Consider the following 14164-nt stretch of genomic DNA (forward strand, 5'->3'; position numbering starts at 1 on the left):
GACAGGTGTCCTTGGGTCTGCAACGGATGAAGGTACCGGTCGGTGCCCCGTTCGTGTCAGCCGGGAGACGTAGGATTCAAAGCTGCCGCCCCTCTCTCCCCCCGGAGGCTCCCACCGTGACCAAGACGCCGTTCACGCACCTGCACGTCCACACCCAGTACTCGCTGCTGGACGGTGCCGCGCGGCTGAAGGACATGTTCAACGCGTGCAACGAGATGGGCATGACGCACATCGCGATGTCCGACCACGGCAACCTCCACGGGGCGTACGACTTCTTCCACACCGCCCAGAAGGCCGGGGTCACCCCGATCATCGGCATCGAGGCGTACGTCGCACCCGAGTCCCGGCGCAACAAGCGGCGCATCCAGTGGGGCCAGCCCCACCAGAAGCGCGACGACGTGTCCGGTTCCGGTGGCTACACCCACAAGACGATCTGGGCGGCGAACGCCACCGGCCTGCACAACCTCTTCCGGCTGTCCTCCGACGCCTACGCCGAGGGCTGGCTCACGAAGTGGCCCCGCATGGACAAGGAGACGATCTCCAAGTGGTCGGAGGGGCTGATCGCCTCCACCGGCTGCCCCTCGGGCGAGCTCCAGACGCGCCTTCGCCTCGGCCAGTTCGACGAGGCCCTGAAGTCGGCCTCCGAATACCAGGACATCTTCGGCAAGGACCGCTACTTCCTGGAGCTGATGGACCACGGCATCGAGATCGAGCGCCGGGTCCGCGACGGGCTCCTGGAGATCGGCAAGAAGCTCGGCATCCCGCCGCTGGTGACGAACGACTCCCACTACACCTACGCGAGCGAGGCCGGGGCCCACGACGCCCTGCTGTGCATCCAGACCGGCAAGAACCTCTCGGACCCCGACCGCTTCCGCTTCGACGGCTCCGGCTACTACCTGAAGTCGACCGACGAGATGTACGCCATCGACTCCTCGGACGCCTGGCAGGAGGGCTGCGCCAACACGAAGCTGGTCGCGGACCAGATCGACACCGAGGGCATGTTCAAGTTCCGGAACCTGATGCCGAAGTTCGACATCCCGGAGGGCCACACCGAGGTCAGCTGGTTCCGCGAGGAGACCATGCGCGGCATGCACCGCCGCTACCCCGGGGGCATCCCGGACGACCGGATGAAGCAGGCCGAGTACGAGATGGACACGATCATCTCGATGGGCTTCCCCGGCTACTTCCTCGTGGTCGCCGACTTCATCATGTGGGCCAAGAACCAGGGCATCGCGGTCGGCCCGGGCCGAGGCTCCGCGGCCGGCTCGATCGTCGCGTACGCCATGGGCATCACCGACCTCGACCCGCTCACCCACGGCCTGATCTTCGAGCGCTTCCTGAACCCCGAGCGCGTCTCCATGCCCGACGTCGACATCGACTTCGACGAGCGTCGGCGCGTCGAGGTGATCCGGTACGTGACGGAGAAGTACGGCCAGGACAAGGTCGCCATGATCGGCACCTACGGCACCATCAAGGCCAAGAACGCGATCAAGGACTCGGCCCGCGTGCTGGGCTACCCGTACGCCATGGGCGACCGGCTCACCAAGGCCATGCCCGCCGACGTCCTCGGCAAGGGCATCCCGCTCTCCGGCATCCTCGACCCCTCGCACCCCCGCTACGGCGAGGCCGGCGAGATCCGCGGGATGTACGAGAACGAGCCGGACGTGAAGAAGGTCATCGACACCGCGCGCGGTGTGGAGGGCCTGGTCCGCCAGATGGGCGTGCACGCCGCCGGCGTGATCATGTCCAGCGAGACGATCACCGACCACGTGCCCGTCTGGGTGCGGCACACCGACGGCGTCACCATCACCCAGTGGGACTACCCGAGCTGCGAATCGCTCGGCCTGCTGAAGATGGACTTCCTCGGCCTGCGCAACCTCACGATCATGGACGACGCCGTCAAGATGGTGAAGGCCAACAAGGGGATCGACATCGACCTCCTGGCCCTCCCGCTCGACGACCCCAAGACCTTCGAGCTCCTCGGCCGCGGTGACACCCTCGGCGTCTTCCAGTTCGACGGCGGGCCCATGCGCTCCCTGCTGCGCCTGATGAAGCCCGACAACTTCGAGGACATCTCCGCCGTCTCGGCCCTGTACCGGCCGGGCCCGATGGGCATGAACTCGCACACGAACTACGCCCTGCGCAAGAACAAGCAGCAGGAGATCACCCCGATCCACCCGGACCTGGAGAAGCCCCTCGAAGAGGTGCTCGCGGTCACCTACGGCCTGATCGTCTACCAGGAGCAGGTGCAGAAGGCCGCCCAGATCATCGCCGGCTACTCGCTCGGCGAGGCCGACATCCTGCGCCGCGTGATGGGCAAGAAGAAGCCCGAGGAGCTGGCGAAGAACTTCACGATCTTCCAGGAGGGCGCCCGGAAGAACGGCTACACCGACCAGGCCATCCAGGCCCTGTGGGACGTCCTGGTGCCCTTCGCCGGCTACGCCTTCAACAAGGCCCACTCCGCCGCGTACGGCCTCGTCTCCTACTGGACCGCCTACCTCAAGGCGAACTACCCGGCCGAGTACATGGCGGGGCTCCTCACCTCGGTCAAGGACGACAAGGACAAGTCCGCGATCTACCTGAACGAGTGCCGGCGCATGGGCATCAAGGTGCTCCCGCCGAACGTCAACGAGTCCGAGCCGAACTTCGCCGCCCAGGGCGACGACGTGATCCTCTTCGGCCTCACCGCGGTGCGCAACGTCGGCCAGAACGTCGTCGAGTCGATCATCAAGACCAGGAAGAGCAAGGGGAAGTACTCCACCTTCCCCGACTTCCTGGACAAGGTCGAGGCCGTCGTCTGCAACAAGCGCACCGTCGAGTCCCTGATCAAGGCCGGAGCCTTCGACGAGATGGGCCACACCCGCAAGGGTCTGGTCGCCCACCACGAGTCGATGATCGACAACGTGGTCGCCGTCAAGCGCAAGGAGGCCGAGGGACAGTTCGACCTCTTCGGCGGAATGGGTGACGAGGGCGCGAGCGACGAGCCCGGCTTCGGCCTCGACGTGGAGTTCTCCGACGTGGAGTGGGAGAAGTCCTACCTGCTCGCCCAGGAGCGCGAGATGCTCGGCCTGTACGTCTCCGACCACCCGCTCTTCGGCCTGGAGCACGTCCTCTCCGACAAGACCGACGCCGGGATCTCCCAGCTGACCGGCGGCGAGCACTCCGACGGCGCCGTCGTCACCATCGGCGGCATCATCTCCGGCCTCCAGCGCAAGATGACCAAGCAGGGCAACGCCTGGGCCATCGCCACCGTCGAGGACCTCGCCGGATCCATCGAGTGCATGTTCTTCCCCGCGACCTACCAGCTCGTCTCCACCCAGCTGGTCGAGGACACCGTCGTCTTCGTCAAGGGCCGCCTCGACAAGCGCGAGGACGTCCCCCGGCTGGTCGCCATGGAGATGATGGTCCCCGACCTCTCCTCCGCCGGGACCAACGCCCCCGTCGTCCTCACCATCCCCACCGTCAAGGTCACCCCGCCGATGGTGACCCGTCTGGGCGAGATCCTGCGCCACCACAAGGGCAACACCGAGGTGCGGATCAAGCTCCAGGGACCGCGGACCACCACCGTGCTGCGCCTGGACCGGCACCGGGTCCAGCCCGACCCGGCGCTCTTCGGCGACCTCAAGGTGCTGCTCGGCCCCTCCTGCCTGGCCGGCTAGCCCCGAGGGGCCCGCGGCCGTACGCGCGGACCCCCACCCATGCGCGAGCGAGGGCGCGCCCGGACATTCCGGGCGCGCCCTCGCGCGTACCTGGGCGGCCGCGTCAGTTGTGGCCGAAGCGCTTCTGCTTGCCCTTGTGGGCCATGTCCAGCGGGCTCGGCGACTGGGAGGAGCGCTCGTCAGGCGCGGACTCCATCGACGCCTTCGACGGATCCTGCGCCGAGCGGGGCTGCTGCTTGGCCGGCTGCTTCTGGTTCTTGTTCTTGGCCATGGGATGCCTCCGTGGGGGGTGTAGGGGCCAGGGCCGCCTTCACACTCACACACCCCCACAAACCACGCATTTTGGATCATTACTGCGCGTAGTGGAGCCCCTCTTCCGGCCCGCCGGGAGATCCGCCACGCCGATGATCGAGTTCCGGCCGTCAACACCCTTGCGGTCGGGCAGACTCGGGGAAAACCTAACGAGGACCCCCTGGGAACCCCACGGAAGAGGGTGGAACGCGTGGACCGATGCGTCGTCCTGGTGGACGCCGGATACCTGCTCGGCGCCGCCGCGAGCCTCCTCGCCGGAGAGCCCTCCCGCTCCCGCATCACCGTCGACCACACCGCCCTCATCCAGGGCCTGCGCGAGCGGGCCGAGGCCGACACCGAGCAGCCCCTCCTGCGGATCTACTGGTTCGACGGAGCCCCCGACCGGGTGCCGCAGCCCGAACACCGCCGGCTGCGCGTCATGCCCCGGGTCACCGTCCGCCTCGGCGCCCTGACCCGCAGCGACGGCCGCTGGGCGCAGAAGGGCGTGGACGCCGCCATGCACGCCGAACTCACCGAACTCGCCCGCAACCGGGCCTGCTCCGACGTGGTCCTGGTGACCGGCGACGGCGACCTGCTCCCCGGGCTGATGTCCGCCAAGGAACACGGGGTCGCCGTCCACCTGTGGGCCGTGCAGGCCGCCGACGGGGACTACAACCAGTCCGAGGACCTCGTCGCCGAAGCCGACGAACGCCGCGTCCTGGACCGGGCCTGGATCACCCGGGCCGTCCGCGCCCGCGACCTGGCCGGGCTCTGCCCCCCGCCGCCCGCCCCGCGCCCCGAGATCGCCGCGATCCTCTCCGCGCCCCTGCCCGAGGCGGCCCTCGCCGAAGCCGCCCGCAACGGCAACGGCGCAGCCCCGGACACCGCCGACCGCGAAGCCCCCGGCAGCCACCCGAACGGAGCACCCGTACCGGCGCCCGCCACCGAAGGCGCCAAGCCGGTCCCCACCCCCAAGGACCTCGCCTCGCTGCGCGCCCCCGGTCCGGCCCCGGCCGACCGGCAGGACCGCCCCGCCCCGGCCCCCGCCGGCAGCGCCCTGCGCTGGTCCTCCGACCGGGGCTGGATCGACCGGGCCGGACCCCTCGGCGAACCGGCGGAGACCGCCTCGCTGCCCACCCTCGCCCAGCTCACCAGCGCCGAACAGCGCTGGGCGGACCGCGAGGAGGACATCACCACCGTCGGCGGCGACCCGTTCGAGGTCGGCCAGGTGTTCGCCCGCCGCTGGATGGAACGGCTCCCGGAGACCGTCCACCTGCAGAAACTGGCCACCATGTACCCGCGCGTCCCGCACCGGATCGACGGGGAGCTGCTCCGCTACGCCGCCCGCTTCGGACTCCTCGCGCACAAGGACGACCAGATCGACGAACACGACCGCTACGCCATCCGCGCCGGGTTCTGGCGCGAGATCGACGTCCGCGCGGCGGCCGAGCACGTCAGCGCCGCACCGGGCCCGGCGGGCGCCCCGGTGCCCTCCGGGCCGTCGACCCCGGCGGCCGAGTAGGGGCGGAAGCCGCGTAGGCTGCTCCCTCGTGAGTACGGGCACAGCACAGGCAGGGCACCCCACGGCAGCGGCCGCCGGAGCGGCTTCCGACGTGGTCTGCGCGGTGCGTGACCTGGTCAAGACGTACCCGGCGGTACGCGGCCGGCGCGGGGCCCCCGCCCTGCCCGAGACCCGGGCCAACGACGGCATCTCCCTGGAGGTCCGGCGCGGCGAGGTCTTCGGCCTGCTCGGCCCCAACGGCGCCGGCAAGTCCACCCTGGTCCGCCAGCTGACCGGGCTGATGCGGCCCGACGAGGGCACCGTCACCCTGCTCGGCCACGACCTCGTGCGCCACCCCGAGCGCGCCGCCCGCCTCCTCGCCTACCTCGGGCAGGAGTCCACCGCCCTCGACGAGCTCACCGTCGCCCTCGCCGCCGAGACCACCGGCCGGCTCCGCGGACTCGGCGCGCGCGAAGCGCGGACCGCGCGGGACGAGGTGCTGGAGGAACTGGGGCTGACCGCGATCGCCGGACGCCCCCTGAAGAAGCTCTCCGGCGGCCAGCGCCGCCTCGCCTGCTTCGCCTCGGCCCTGGTCGGCGAACGGCCCGTGCTCGTCCTCGACGAGCCCACCACCGGCATGGACCCCGTCGCCCGGCGGGCCGTGTGGGCCGCCGTGGACCGGCGCCGCGAGCGCCACGGCGCCACCGTCCTGCTGGTCACCCACAACGTCATCGAGGCCGAGACCGTCCTCGACCGGGTCGCCGTCATCGACCAGGGCAAGGTCATCGCCTGCGACACCCCCGCCGGGCTCAAGGCCCGCGTCTCCGACGAGGTCCGCCTGGAACTGGTGTGGCGCACCGCCCCGCCGCTGGAGGTCCCCGCGGTCGCGGAGCTCGCCCCGCGGGCGGCCGAGTCCGGGCGGCGCTGGGTGCTGCGGCTGGGCCAGGACGAGGCCCGCGCCGCCGTGGCCGCCGTCACCGGCGGCCCGGCCTTCGCCGCCCTCGACGATTTCACGTTGGCCACGCCGAGCCTGGAGGACGTCTACCTCGCGCTGGGTGGACGGATGAAGGGTCTGGTCAAGTCGTGACCGACGTCGCTGCCGCGGTGCCCGGGGTGCTCGCACCCCGCGCCCGCTTCTTCCCCGCGCTCGCCGCCGTCTACCGGGCCCAGCTGTCCCGGGCGCGCGTGGCGCGGATCCCGCTGCTGTTCGTGGCCACCTTCCAGTCCGTCGGGATCATGATCCTGATGCGGGGCGTGGTCGACGGGGGCGGCGGCTCCGAGGCGCGGGCCGTCGTCGCGGGTTCCTCCGTGCTGGTGGTCGCCTTCGTCGCGCTGAACCTGCTCGCGCAGTACTTCGGGCAGCTCCGGGCCAGCGGCGGGCTGGACCACTACGCCACCCTGCCGGTGCCGCCCGCCTCGGTGGTGCTGGGCGCGGCCGCCGCGTACGCCTCCTTCACCCTGCCGGGGACCCTGGTCACGGCCGTCTTCGGCTGCGTGCTGTTCGGGCTGCCGATGGGCGGGCTGTGGATCCTGGCGGCCGTGGTGCCGCTCGCCGGGGCCGCCCTCGCCGGGCTCGGCGCCGCGCTGGGGCTGCTCGCCCCGCGCCAGGAGCTGGCCACGCTGGCCGGGCAGCTGGGCATGTCGGCGGCGCTGCTGCTGGGGGTGCTGCCGCCGGAGCGGATGCCGGACGTGATCGTGTGGGCGCGGGACCTCCTGCCGTCCACCTACGGGGTGCAGGCCTTCGCGGAGACCTTCGCCCCGCACCCGCACTGGTCCGCCGTCGTCCTGGACCTCGGGGTGTGCGGGGCCGTCGGGGTGCTGTCCCTGGCCGTCGCCACCTGGGCCTACCGGCGGGCGGCGGTCCGCTGACGCCGCCGCCGGGCGTACCTGGCACGATGTGGGGGTGACCGAAGCCGTGACCCCGCCGTCATCCCCCTCCGACCTCCCCGAGCTCCCGAAGCCGGAGGCCGCCGTCACCCCGGCGGACATCCGTGACGGGGCCGCCGTCGCCCTGGTGGTGGGCGTGGCCGGGGTGCTCCTCGGGCTGCTGTGGATGTGGCTCGCGCCGCGCGTCCAGTACGTCTCCAACGGCGAGAACGTCTTCCTGCGCGACACCGAGAGCGAGGCGCGGATCGGGGCCGACGGGACGTTCTTCCTGCTGGCGCTGGGGTTCGGGGTGCTGAGCGGGCTCGGCGTGTTCCTGTGGCGGCGGCGCGGGGGCGTACCCCTGGTGATCGGCCTGGCCCTCGGGGCGTGCTTCGCCGCGCTGGTGGGGTGGCGGCTGGGGCTGTGGCTCGGACCGGGCTCCGACGTGGCGGCGTCAGCCGCGAAGGCGGGCAAGGGGGTGCCGTTCGACGCGCCGCTGCAGTTGCTGGCGCACGGGGCGCTGCTGGTGTGGCCGATGACGGCCGTCGCCGTCCACCTCGGGCTGACCGCCGTCTGGGGTCCGCGGGACCCGTCGCCGTCCGCCGAGTGGTACGGGGCCTACCCGCCGCCCCACGTCCACGCCGACCCGACCCCGTCGGAACCCCCGCGCGCCACGTCCTGACCCCGTCCGGGTGCGGGTCCGCTGCCGGGGGCCGGCTTCCCCGGGACCCCCGCGCCTCGGACGCCGGCGATTGAGGCGCGGGCGCGGAGCGCCGTGCAGTGGGCCGCACCGGCACGGACGGCGGCTCCACCGATCCTGTGATCAGCCGGGCAGGCTAAGGGCGGGCGACGGGGGCCACCGTGGCCCCCGTGAGGGTGGTCAGGGTGGCGGGGGAGAGTTCGACCTCCAGGCCCCGGCGGCCCGCCGACACGCAGATCGTGGGGTGCGCGGACGCGGAGGCGTCCAGCACCGTCCGCAGCCGCTTGCGCTGCCCCAGCGGGGAGATGCCGCCCCGGACGTAGCCCGTGGTGCGTTCCGCCAGCGCGGGGTCGGCCATCGCCGCCCGCTTCCCGCCCACCGCGCCCGCCAGGGCCTTCAGGTCCAGTGAGCCCGAGACCGGGACCACCGCCACCGTGAGGACCCCGTCGACGTCCGCGACGAGCGTCTTGAAGACCCGGTCCGGGGAGACGCCCATGGCCTCGGCGGCCTCCTCCCCGTAGGAGGGGTGGGCCGGGTCGTGCTCGTAGGCGTGCGTGGTGAACTCCGCCCCGGCCGCCGTCAGGGCGACGATCGCCGGAGTGCCCGCCGTCTGCTGCTTCTGCTTCTTCGCCATGCCTTCAGTTCGGGCTCGTCGGGGTGCGGGTCAGGTCCACCGCGGGAAGGGACGGCAGGTGCCGGATCACCGCGGTCTCGGCGCGCAGCAGCTTCAGCTCCTCCGCCAGCCGCGTCGCGGTGTCCGGAGCCTGCAGCAGACGCTGCTTGGCCGGGATGTCCAGTACGGCCGCGGCCGCCACCAGGTAGGACACCACCGAGGGCTCGTCCGGCAGGTCCGGCGTCGAGGCCAGGGTCCGCTCCCGGGCCCCGGCCAGGCGCTTCTGGTAGCTGCGGAAGGCCCGCAGGACCCCCTCCGAGAGGGCGCCCGCACCGTCGCCCGCGTCCTCCGCGAGCTCCTCCAGCTCGGCGACCAGGAACGGCCCCGACGCGTCGACCGACAGCAGCCGCACCCGCGTGGTGCCGGTGGCCAGCACCTCGAACGTGCCGTCCTCCCGCTCCCGGATCGTCGCCGCGTCCGCGATGCAGCCCACCCGGTGGAACGCCTGGATCGGGTCCGCGCCGAAGCCCGCCGCCGGACCCCGCGCGGGCAGCGCCGTCGGGTCGGGCAGACCGGGCGCGGTGGGGGCCACCTCCCGGCCGTCGCGGATCGCGACGACGGCGAACCGGCGCGGCTCGTCCTCCCCGGTCTTCAGCAGCTCGCGCATCATGGCGCGATACCGCTCCTCGAACACGTTGAGCGGCAGCACGAGGCCCGGGAACAGAACCTGGTTCAGCGGGAAGAGGGGCAGGCGAACGGTGGTCACGAGGCACAGGGTAGTGGCCGCACGCCCCGGGCCGTCACCCCCGCCGCAGCAGCCGGGACGCGCCCGCAGCGACCGTCGTGGCCAGGATCCAGCCCAGCAGGACCAGGGCCGCCGCGGCCCACTGCCAGCCGCCCTCCACCTTCCACTGGCCCTCCTGCCCGAGATCGATCACCGGCAGCAGCAGATCGAGCGCGTACAGGGCGGCGTTCCACTGCGGGTGCTCGTCCGCCTTGAGCGGCTCCGGCCGGTGGCCGGAGAACAGCAGGGCGCCCGCCGCCCACAGCACCGCCATCCACAGCGCCGCCCGCCCCGGCCGGTAGCCGTACACCACCGTCCAGTCCTGGAGGTACCCCCAGGCCCTGGCCGCGGGCGGCAGGGTGCTGCGGCGCCGCCGGTGCTTGGCGATCAGCACCTCGCGGGCGTCCGCGTCCTCCCCGCCGTCCCGCAGTACGGACGCCAGCCGCTCGTAGGGCTCCGGGGAGTACTCGGGGGTGGCCGCCGCCACCCAGTCGAGGCGGCGGGCGAGCGGGAAGTGGCCCCGCGGGGCGAGGTTCTCGTAGACGAAGCCCTCCATGGACAGCCGGCCGGGGCCGGGCCAGCTCGTGGAGCGGTCGACCAGCTTGACCACCTTCGCCCCCGACACCACCACCCGGCCCTGCTCCGGGGCCTCGCCGACGAAGCGGAACTCCGGGGTCTGGATCCGCCGGAGCGAGACCTCCTGGCCGGGCTGGAGCTCGAACCGGGCCCCGTAGAAGTCGACGGAGTCCCCGAACCGGCCGTCGTCCAGCCGCAGCCCGCCCCGGCACTCGAAGTGCCGCTGCGGCCCGCCCTGCGTCGGCGTCTGGCTCCAGTCGTACGGGCGGGCCGGATCGGGCGCCTGCAGGGGCAGGCCGACCGAGGTCAGGTACAGGGTCCGCTCGACGGTCAGGGTCGGGGCGTTCAGCGCGCGCCGGCCGTAGGGGTTGCGCAGCCGCGCCCCGCGCAGGCTCATCGAGGCGCCCACCTTCGCCCCGCGCAGGCTCACCTCGCCGTACGTCTCCACCATGTCGGCCTGGACGTCCTGCGCGACCGCCATCCCATCGGCGGCGATCGCCCGCCCCCGGTTGTCCCGCTGGAAGACGGCGTGGCTGATCAGCAGGTCGGTGCCGATCTGCGCGTCGGTCAGCCGGATCCCGCGCGCCACCCGGCAGCGCGCCAGGTGCAGGTCCCCCTCGGTGTGCAGCCGGGCCGCCTCGATGCGGGGGACGGCGCAGTTGTCCAGCCGCAGGGTGCCGAAGCGGGTCTCCGAGAGCTGGATCTCGCCGTCGAAGCGGCACGACCGGATCTCGACGTACGGGGGCACCGTGCCGCCGGACAGGTCGAGCCGTCCGGTGATCTGCGCGCCGCGCAGCTTCAGGCATCCGACGCGGCCCGGGACGGGCTCGGGCCCGGCGAGCAGGAGCAGGGCGACGACCTCCGCCCGGACCCGGCGCTCGGGACCCCACTCCGCGTCGCCGTGCGGGTCGTCCTGCTCGGCCACACGGGTGCCGAGGTCACAGACCGTGCCCGCCCGGAAGGTCTGCCACATGTGGCGTTCGACATCGGTCAGGTCGGCCGGTGGCCCGTCCACCTGCGTTTCGGTCATGGCAGCCCCCCGCTGTCACGTGCGTGTACGGGAAACGCTAAGGGGCGGCCGTGACATCCGGGACGCGTATCAGCCAGTGATACGGGCGAACGGTGGCGGGAGCCGGTCTGAGAGAATTGGGACGTGATCTCTCGTATCGACCTGCGCGGTGACGCCCTCCCCGAGGGCGGCGCCCTGCGCGATCTGCTGCCCCGTGCCGAGTTCGACGTGGAAGCCGCACTGGAGAAAGTGCGGCCCATCTGCGAGGACGTCCATCATCGTGGCACGGCGGCGCTGATCGAGTACGCGCGGAAGTTCGACGGGGTGGAGCTGGAGCAGGTCAGGGTGCCCGCCGAGGCGCTCAAGGCCGCCCTCGAAGCGCTGGACCCCGCGGTCCGCGCCGCCCTGGAGGAGTCCATCCGGCGCGCCCGGATCGTGCACCGCAACCAGCGCCGCAGCGAGCACACCACCCAGGTGGTCCCCGGCGGCACCGTGACCGAGAAGTGGGTTCCGGTCGAGCGCGTGGGGCTGTACGCCCCGGGCGGCCGCTCCGTGTACCCGTCCTCCGTCGTGATGAACGTGGTGCCGGCCCAGGAGGCGGGCGTCGAGTCGATCGCGCTCGCGTCCCCGCCGCAGAAGGAGTTCGGGGGCCTGCCGCACCCGACGATCCTCGCCGCCTGCGCCCTGCTCGGTGTGGACGAGGTGTACGCGGCCGGCGGCGCCGTCGCCGTCGCGATGTTCGCGTACGGCACGGAGGACTGCCTGCCGGTCAACATGGTGACCGGCCCCGGCAACATCTGGGTCGCCGCCGCCAAGCGCTACTTCACCGGGAAGATCGGCATCGACACCGAGGCCGGCCCCACCGAGATCGCGGTCCTCGCGGACTCCACGGCCGACCCGGTCCACGTCGCCGCCGACCTGATCAGCCAGGCCGAGCACGACCCGCTGGCCGCCGCCGTGCTCGTCACGGACTCCGCCGAGCTCGCCGCGGCCGTCGAGCGGGAGCTGGAGCCGCAGGTCGCGGCCACCAAGCACGTCGAGGACCGGATCAAGCCCGCCCTCGCGGGCAAGCAGTCCGCGATCGTCCTGGTCGACAGCCTGGAGGACGGCCTCAAGGTCGTCGACGCCTACGGCGCCGAGCACCTGGAGATCCAGACCGCCGACGCCGCCGCGTGGGCCGCCCGCGTCCGCAACGCCGGCGCGATCTTCGTCGGTCCCTGGGCCCCGGTCTCCCTCGGCGACTACTGCGCCGGCTCGAACCACGTGCTGCCCACCGGCGGCTGCGCCTGCCACTCCTCCGGCCTGTCCGTGCAGTCCTTCCTGCGCGGCATCCACATCGTCGACTACACGCGGGACGCCCTCGCCGAGGTCACCCACCACGTGGTCACCCTCGCCGAGGCCGAGGACCTGCCCGCCCACGGCGCGGCCCTCAAGGCCCGTTTCGGATGGAAGGTGCCCACGCAGTGAGTTTCGGGATCGACGACCTCCCCATCCGGGACGAACTGCGCGGCAAGACCCCGTACGGCGCCCCCCAGCTCGACGTACCCGTCCAGCTGAACACCAACGAGAACCCGTACGAGCTCCCCGAGGAGCTGGTCCGGCGCATCGCCGAGCGCGTGGCCGACGCCGCCCGCACCCTCAACCGCTACCCCGACCGGGACGCGGTCGAGCTGCGCACGGAGCTTGCCGCATACCTCACCCGTACCGGCAAGCACCCCGTCGCCAAGGAGAACGTCTGGGCCGCCAACGGCTCCAACGAGGTCCTCCAGCAGCTGCTCCAGACCTTCGGCGGCCCGGGGCGCACCGCGATCGGCTTCGAGCCCTCGTACTCGATGCACGCGCTGATCGCCCGCGGCACGGGCACCGGCTGGATCTCCGGCCCGCGCCGGGACGACTTCACCATCGACGTGGCCGCCGCCGAGCAGGCCATCGCCGAGAACGCCCCCGACGTCGTCTTCATCACCTCGCCCAACAACCCCACCGGCACCGCGGTCGAGGCCGAGACGGTCCTCGCCCTCTACGAGGCCGCGCAGGCGGCCAAGCCCTCCCTGGTCGTCGTGGACGAGGCGTACGTGGAGTTCAGCCACCGGGACTCGCTGCTGCCCCTCATCGAGGGCCGGCCGAACCTGGTGGTCTCCCGGACCATGTCCAAGGCCTTCGGCGCCGCCGGCCTGCGCCTGGGCTACCTGGCCGCGCACCCCGCCGTGGTCGACGCCGTCCAGCTGGTGCGCCTGCCGTACCACCTGTCGGCCGTCACCCAGGCGACCGCGCTGGCCGCCCTGGAGCACACCGACACCCTGCTCGGCTACGTCGAGCAGCTCAAGGCCGAACGGGACCGCCTCGTCACCGAGCTGCGGGCCATCGGCTACGAGGTCACCGAGTCCGACGCGAACTTCATCCAGTTCGGGAAGTTCGAGGACTCGCACACCGCCTGGCAGAAGATCCTCGACCAGGGCGTCCTGGTCCGGGACAACGGCGTACCGGGCTGGCTGCGGGTCACCGCCGGCACCCCGGCCGAGAACGACGCGTTCCTGGAAGCGGTTCGCGCACTGAAGAAGGAGCAGCAGGCATGAGCCGCATCGGACGGGTCGAACGGACCACGAAGGAGACCTCGGTCCTCGTCGAGATAAACCTCGACGGCACCGGCAAGGTCGACGTCTCGACCGGCGTGGGCTTCTACGACCACATGCTCGACCAGCTCGGCCGCCACGGACTCTTCGACCTCACCGTCAAGACCGACGGCGACCTGCACATCGACAGCCACCACACCATCGAGGACACCGCCCTCGCGCTCGGCGCCGCCTTCAAGCAGGCCCTCGGCGACAAGGTCGGCATCTACCGCTTCGGCAACTGCACCGTCCCGCTGGACGAGTCCCTCGCCCAGGTGACCGTCGACCTCTCCGGCCGCCCCTACCTCGTGCACACCGAGCCCGAGAACATGGCGCCGATGATCGGCGAGTACGACACGACGATGACCCGGCACATCTTCGAGTCCTTCGTCGCGCAGGCCCAGATCGCCCTGCACATCCACGTCCCGTACGGCCGCAACGCCCACCACATCGTGGAGTGCCAGTTCAAGGCCCTCGCCCGGGCCCTGCGCTACGCCGCGGAGTTCGACCCGCGCGCCGCCGGGATCCTGCCCTCCACGAAGGGCGCCCTCTAGCC

Annotated in this window: 12 protein-coding genes; 8 read left to right on the plus strand and 4 right to left on the minus strand. The window is 72.2% G+C overall.

Annotation, left to right across the window (positions count from 1 at the left end; all coding sequences use genetic code 11):
* Positions 1 to 116: 116 nt before the first annotated feature.
* Positions 117 to 3659 carry a DNA polymerase III subunit alpha gene (dnaE, locus tag SLAV_RS26905; protein WP_030228091.1) on the plus strand — a complete coding sequence of 1181 codons (3543 nt, stop codon included), beginning with the start codon at positions 117 to 119 and terminating at the stop codon, positions 3657 to 3659.
* 103 nt (positions 3660 to 3762) lie between these two features.
* Here the strand turns inward: dnaE and SLAV_RS41590 are convergent, their stop codons facing one another.
* Entirely contained in the window at positions 3763 to 3930 is a 168-nt protein-coding gene (locus tag SLAV_RS41590; protein WP_167456802.1) for a hypothetical protein, read from the minus strand.
* Positions 3931 to 4152: 222 nt separating this feature from the next.
* On the opposite strand from SLAV_RS41590, the gene SLAV_RS26910 reads away from it, so the two are divergent.
* The 4 genes from SLAV_RS26910 to SLAV_RS26925 are packed head-to-tail and all read left to right on the plus strand — an operon-like array spanning position 4153 to position 7999.
* A complete protein-coding gene (locus tag SLAV_RS26910) occupies positions 4153 to 5472 on the plus strand; it encodes an NYN domain-containing protein (protein WP_051840590.1) in 1320 nt (439 codons plus the stop codon).
* Between the two features lie 28 nt (positions 5473 to 5500).
* Complete coding sequence (locus tag SLAV_RS26915; protein ID WP_388094966.1) at positions 5501 to 6538, plus strand: ABC transporter ATP-binding protein; 1038 nt, start codon at positions 5501 to 5503, stop codon at positions 6536 to 6538.
* Positions 6535 to 7320 carry an ABC transporter permease gene (locus SLAV_RS26920; RefSeq protein ID WP_030228097.1) on the plus strand — a complete coding sequence of 262 codons (786 nt, stop codon included), beginning with the start codon at positions 6535 to 6537 and terminating at the stop codon, positions 7318 to 7320. Before SLAV_RS26915 ends, SLAV_RS26920 begins: the two co-directional genes overlap by 4 nt.
* A gap of 28 nt (positions 7321 to 7348) precedes the next feature.
* Positions 7349 to 7999: a hypothetical protein gene (locus tag SLAV_RS26925; protein WP_100660975.1), complete on the plus strand. Its 651-nt coding sequence runs from the start codon at positions 7349 to 7351 to the stop codon at positions 7997 to 7999.
* Between the two features lie 154 nt (positions 8000 to 8153).
* Here the strand turns inward: SLAV_RS26925 and ybaK are convergent, their stop codons facing one another.
* The 3 genes from ybaK to SLAV_RS26940 are packed head-to-tail and all read right to left on the minus strand — an operon-like array spanning position 8154 to position 11020.
* Positions 8154 to 8651 carry a Cys-tRNA(Pro) deacylase gene (gene ybaK / locus SLAV_RS26930; protein ID WP_030228105.1) on the minus strand — a complete coding sequence of 166 codons (498 nt, stop codon included), beginning with the start codon at positions 8649 to 8651 and terminating at the stop codon, positions 8154 to 8156.
* A 4-nt stretch (positions 8652 to 8655) separates the two neighbouring features.
* On the minus strand, positions 8656 to 9396 hold the full coding sequence (locus tag SLAV_RS26935; RefSeq protein WP_030228108.1) for an LON peptidase substrate-binding domain-containing protein: 741 nt from the start codon (positions 9394 to 9396) through the stop codon (positions 8656 to 8658).
* Positions 9397 to 9430: 34 nt separating this feature from the next.
* The gene (locus SLAV_RS26940; protein ID WP_030228110.1) at positions 9431 to 11020 is read right to left on the minus strand and encodes a hypothetical protein; all 1590 of its coding nucleotides are present in this window, start codon (positions 11018 to 11020) and stop codon (positions 9431 to 9433) included.
* A 123-nt stretch (positions 11021 to 11143) separates the two neighbouring features.
* On the opposite strand from SLAV_RS26940, the gene hisD reads away from it, so the two are divergent.
* The 3 genes from hisD to hisB are packed head-to-tail and all read left to right on the plus strand — an operon-like array spanning position 11144 to position 14162.
* Positions 11144 to 12466, plus strand: coding sequence for a histidinol dehydrogenase (hisD, locus tag SLAV_RS26945; protein ID WP_030228113.1), 1323 nt, complete (start codon positions 11144 to 11146; stop codon positions 12464 to 12466).
* Complete coding sequence (locus SLAV_RS26950) at positions 12463 to 13572, plus strand: histidinol-phosphate transaminase (protein ID WP_030228114.1); 1110 nt, start codon at positions 12463 to 12465, stop codon at positions 13570 to 13572. Before hisD ends, SLAV_RS26950 begins: the two co-directional genes overlap by 4 nt.
* Positions 13569 to 14162 (plus strand): imidazoleglycerol-phosphate dehydratase HisB, encoded by a 594-nt coding sequence (gene hisB / locus SLAV_RS26955; protein ID WP_030155936.1) that lies wholly within the window; start codon positions 13569 to 13571, stop codon positions 14160 to 14162. Before SLAV_RS26950 ends, hisB begins: the two co-directional genes overlap by 4 nt.
* Positions 14163 to 14164: the final 2 nt, after the last annotated feature.

Source organism: Streptomyces lavendulae subsp. lavendulae, from assembly GCF_002803845.1.
Taxonomy (GTDB): Bacteria; Actinomycetota; Actinomycetes; order Streptomycetales; family Streptomycetaceae; genus Streptomyces; species Streptomyces lavendulae.

Bases quoted from the DNA above. Each gene is read 5' to 3' on its own strand.
- hisB (WP_030155936.1), top strand. From the start codon at position 13,569: ATGAGCCGCATCGGACGGGTCGAACGGACCACGAAGGAGACCTCGGTC.
- ybaK (WP_030228105.1), bottom strand. From the start codon at position 8,651: ATGGCGAAGAAGCAGAAGCAGCAGACGGCGGGCACTCCGGCGATCGTC.
- SLAV_RS26940 (WP_030228110.1), bottom strand. From the start codon at position 11,020: ATGACCGAAACGCAGGTGGACGGGCCACCGGCCGACCTGACCGATGTC.
- SLAV_RS41590 (WP_167456802.1), bottom strand. From the start codon at position 3,930: ATGGCCAAGAACAAGAACCAGAAGCAGCCGGCCAAGCAGCAGCCCCGC.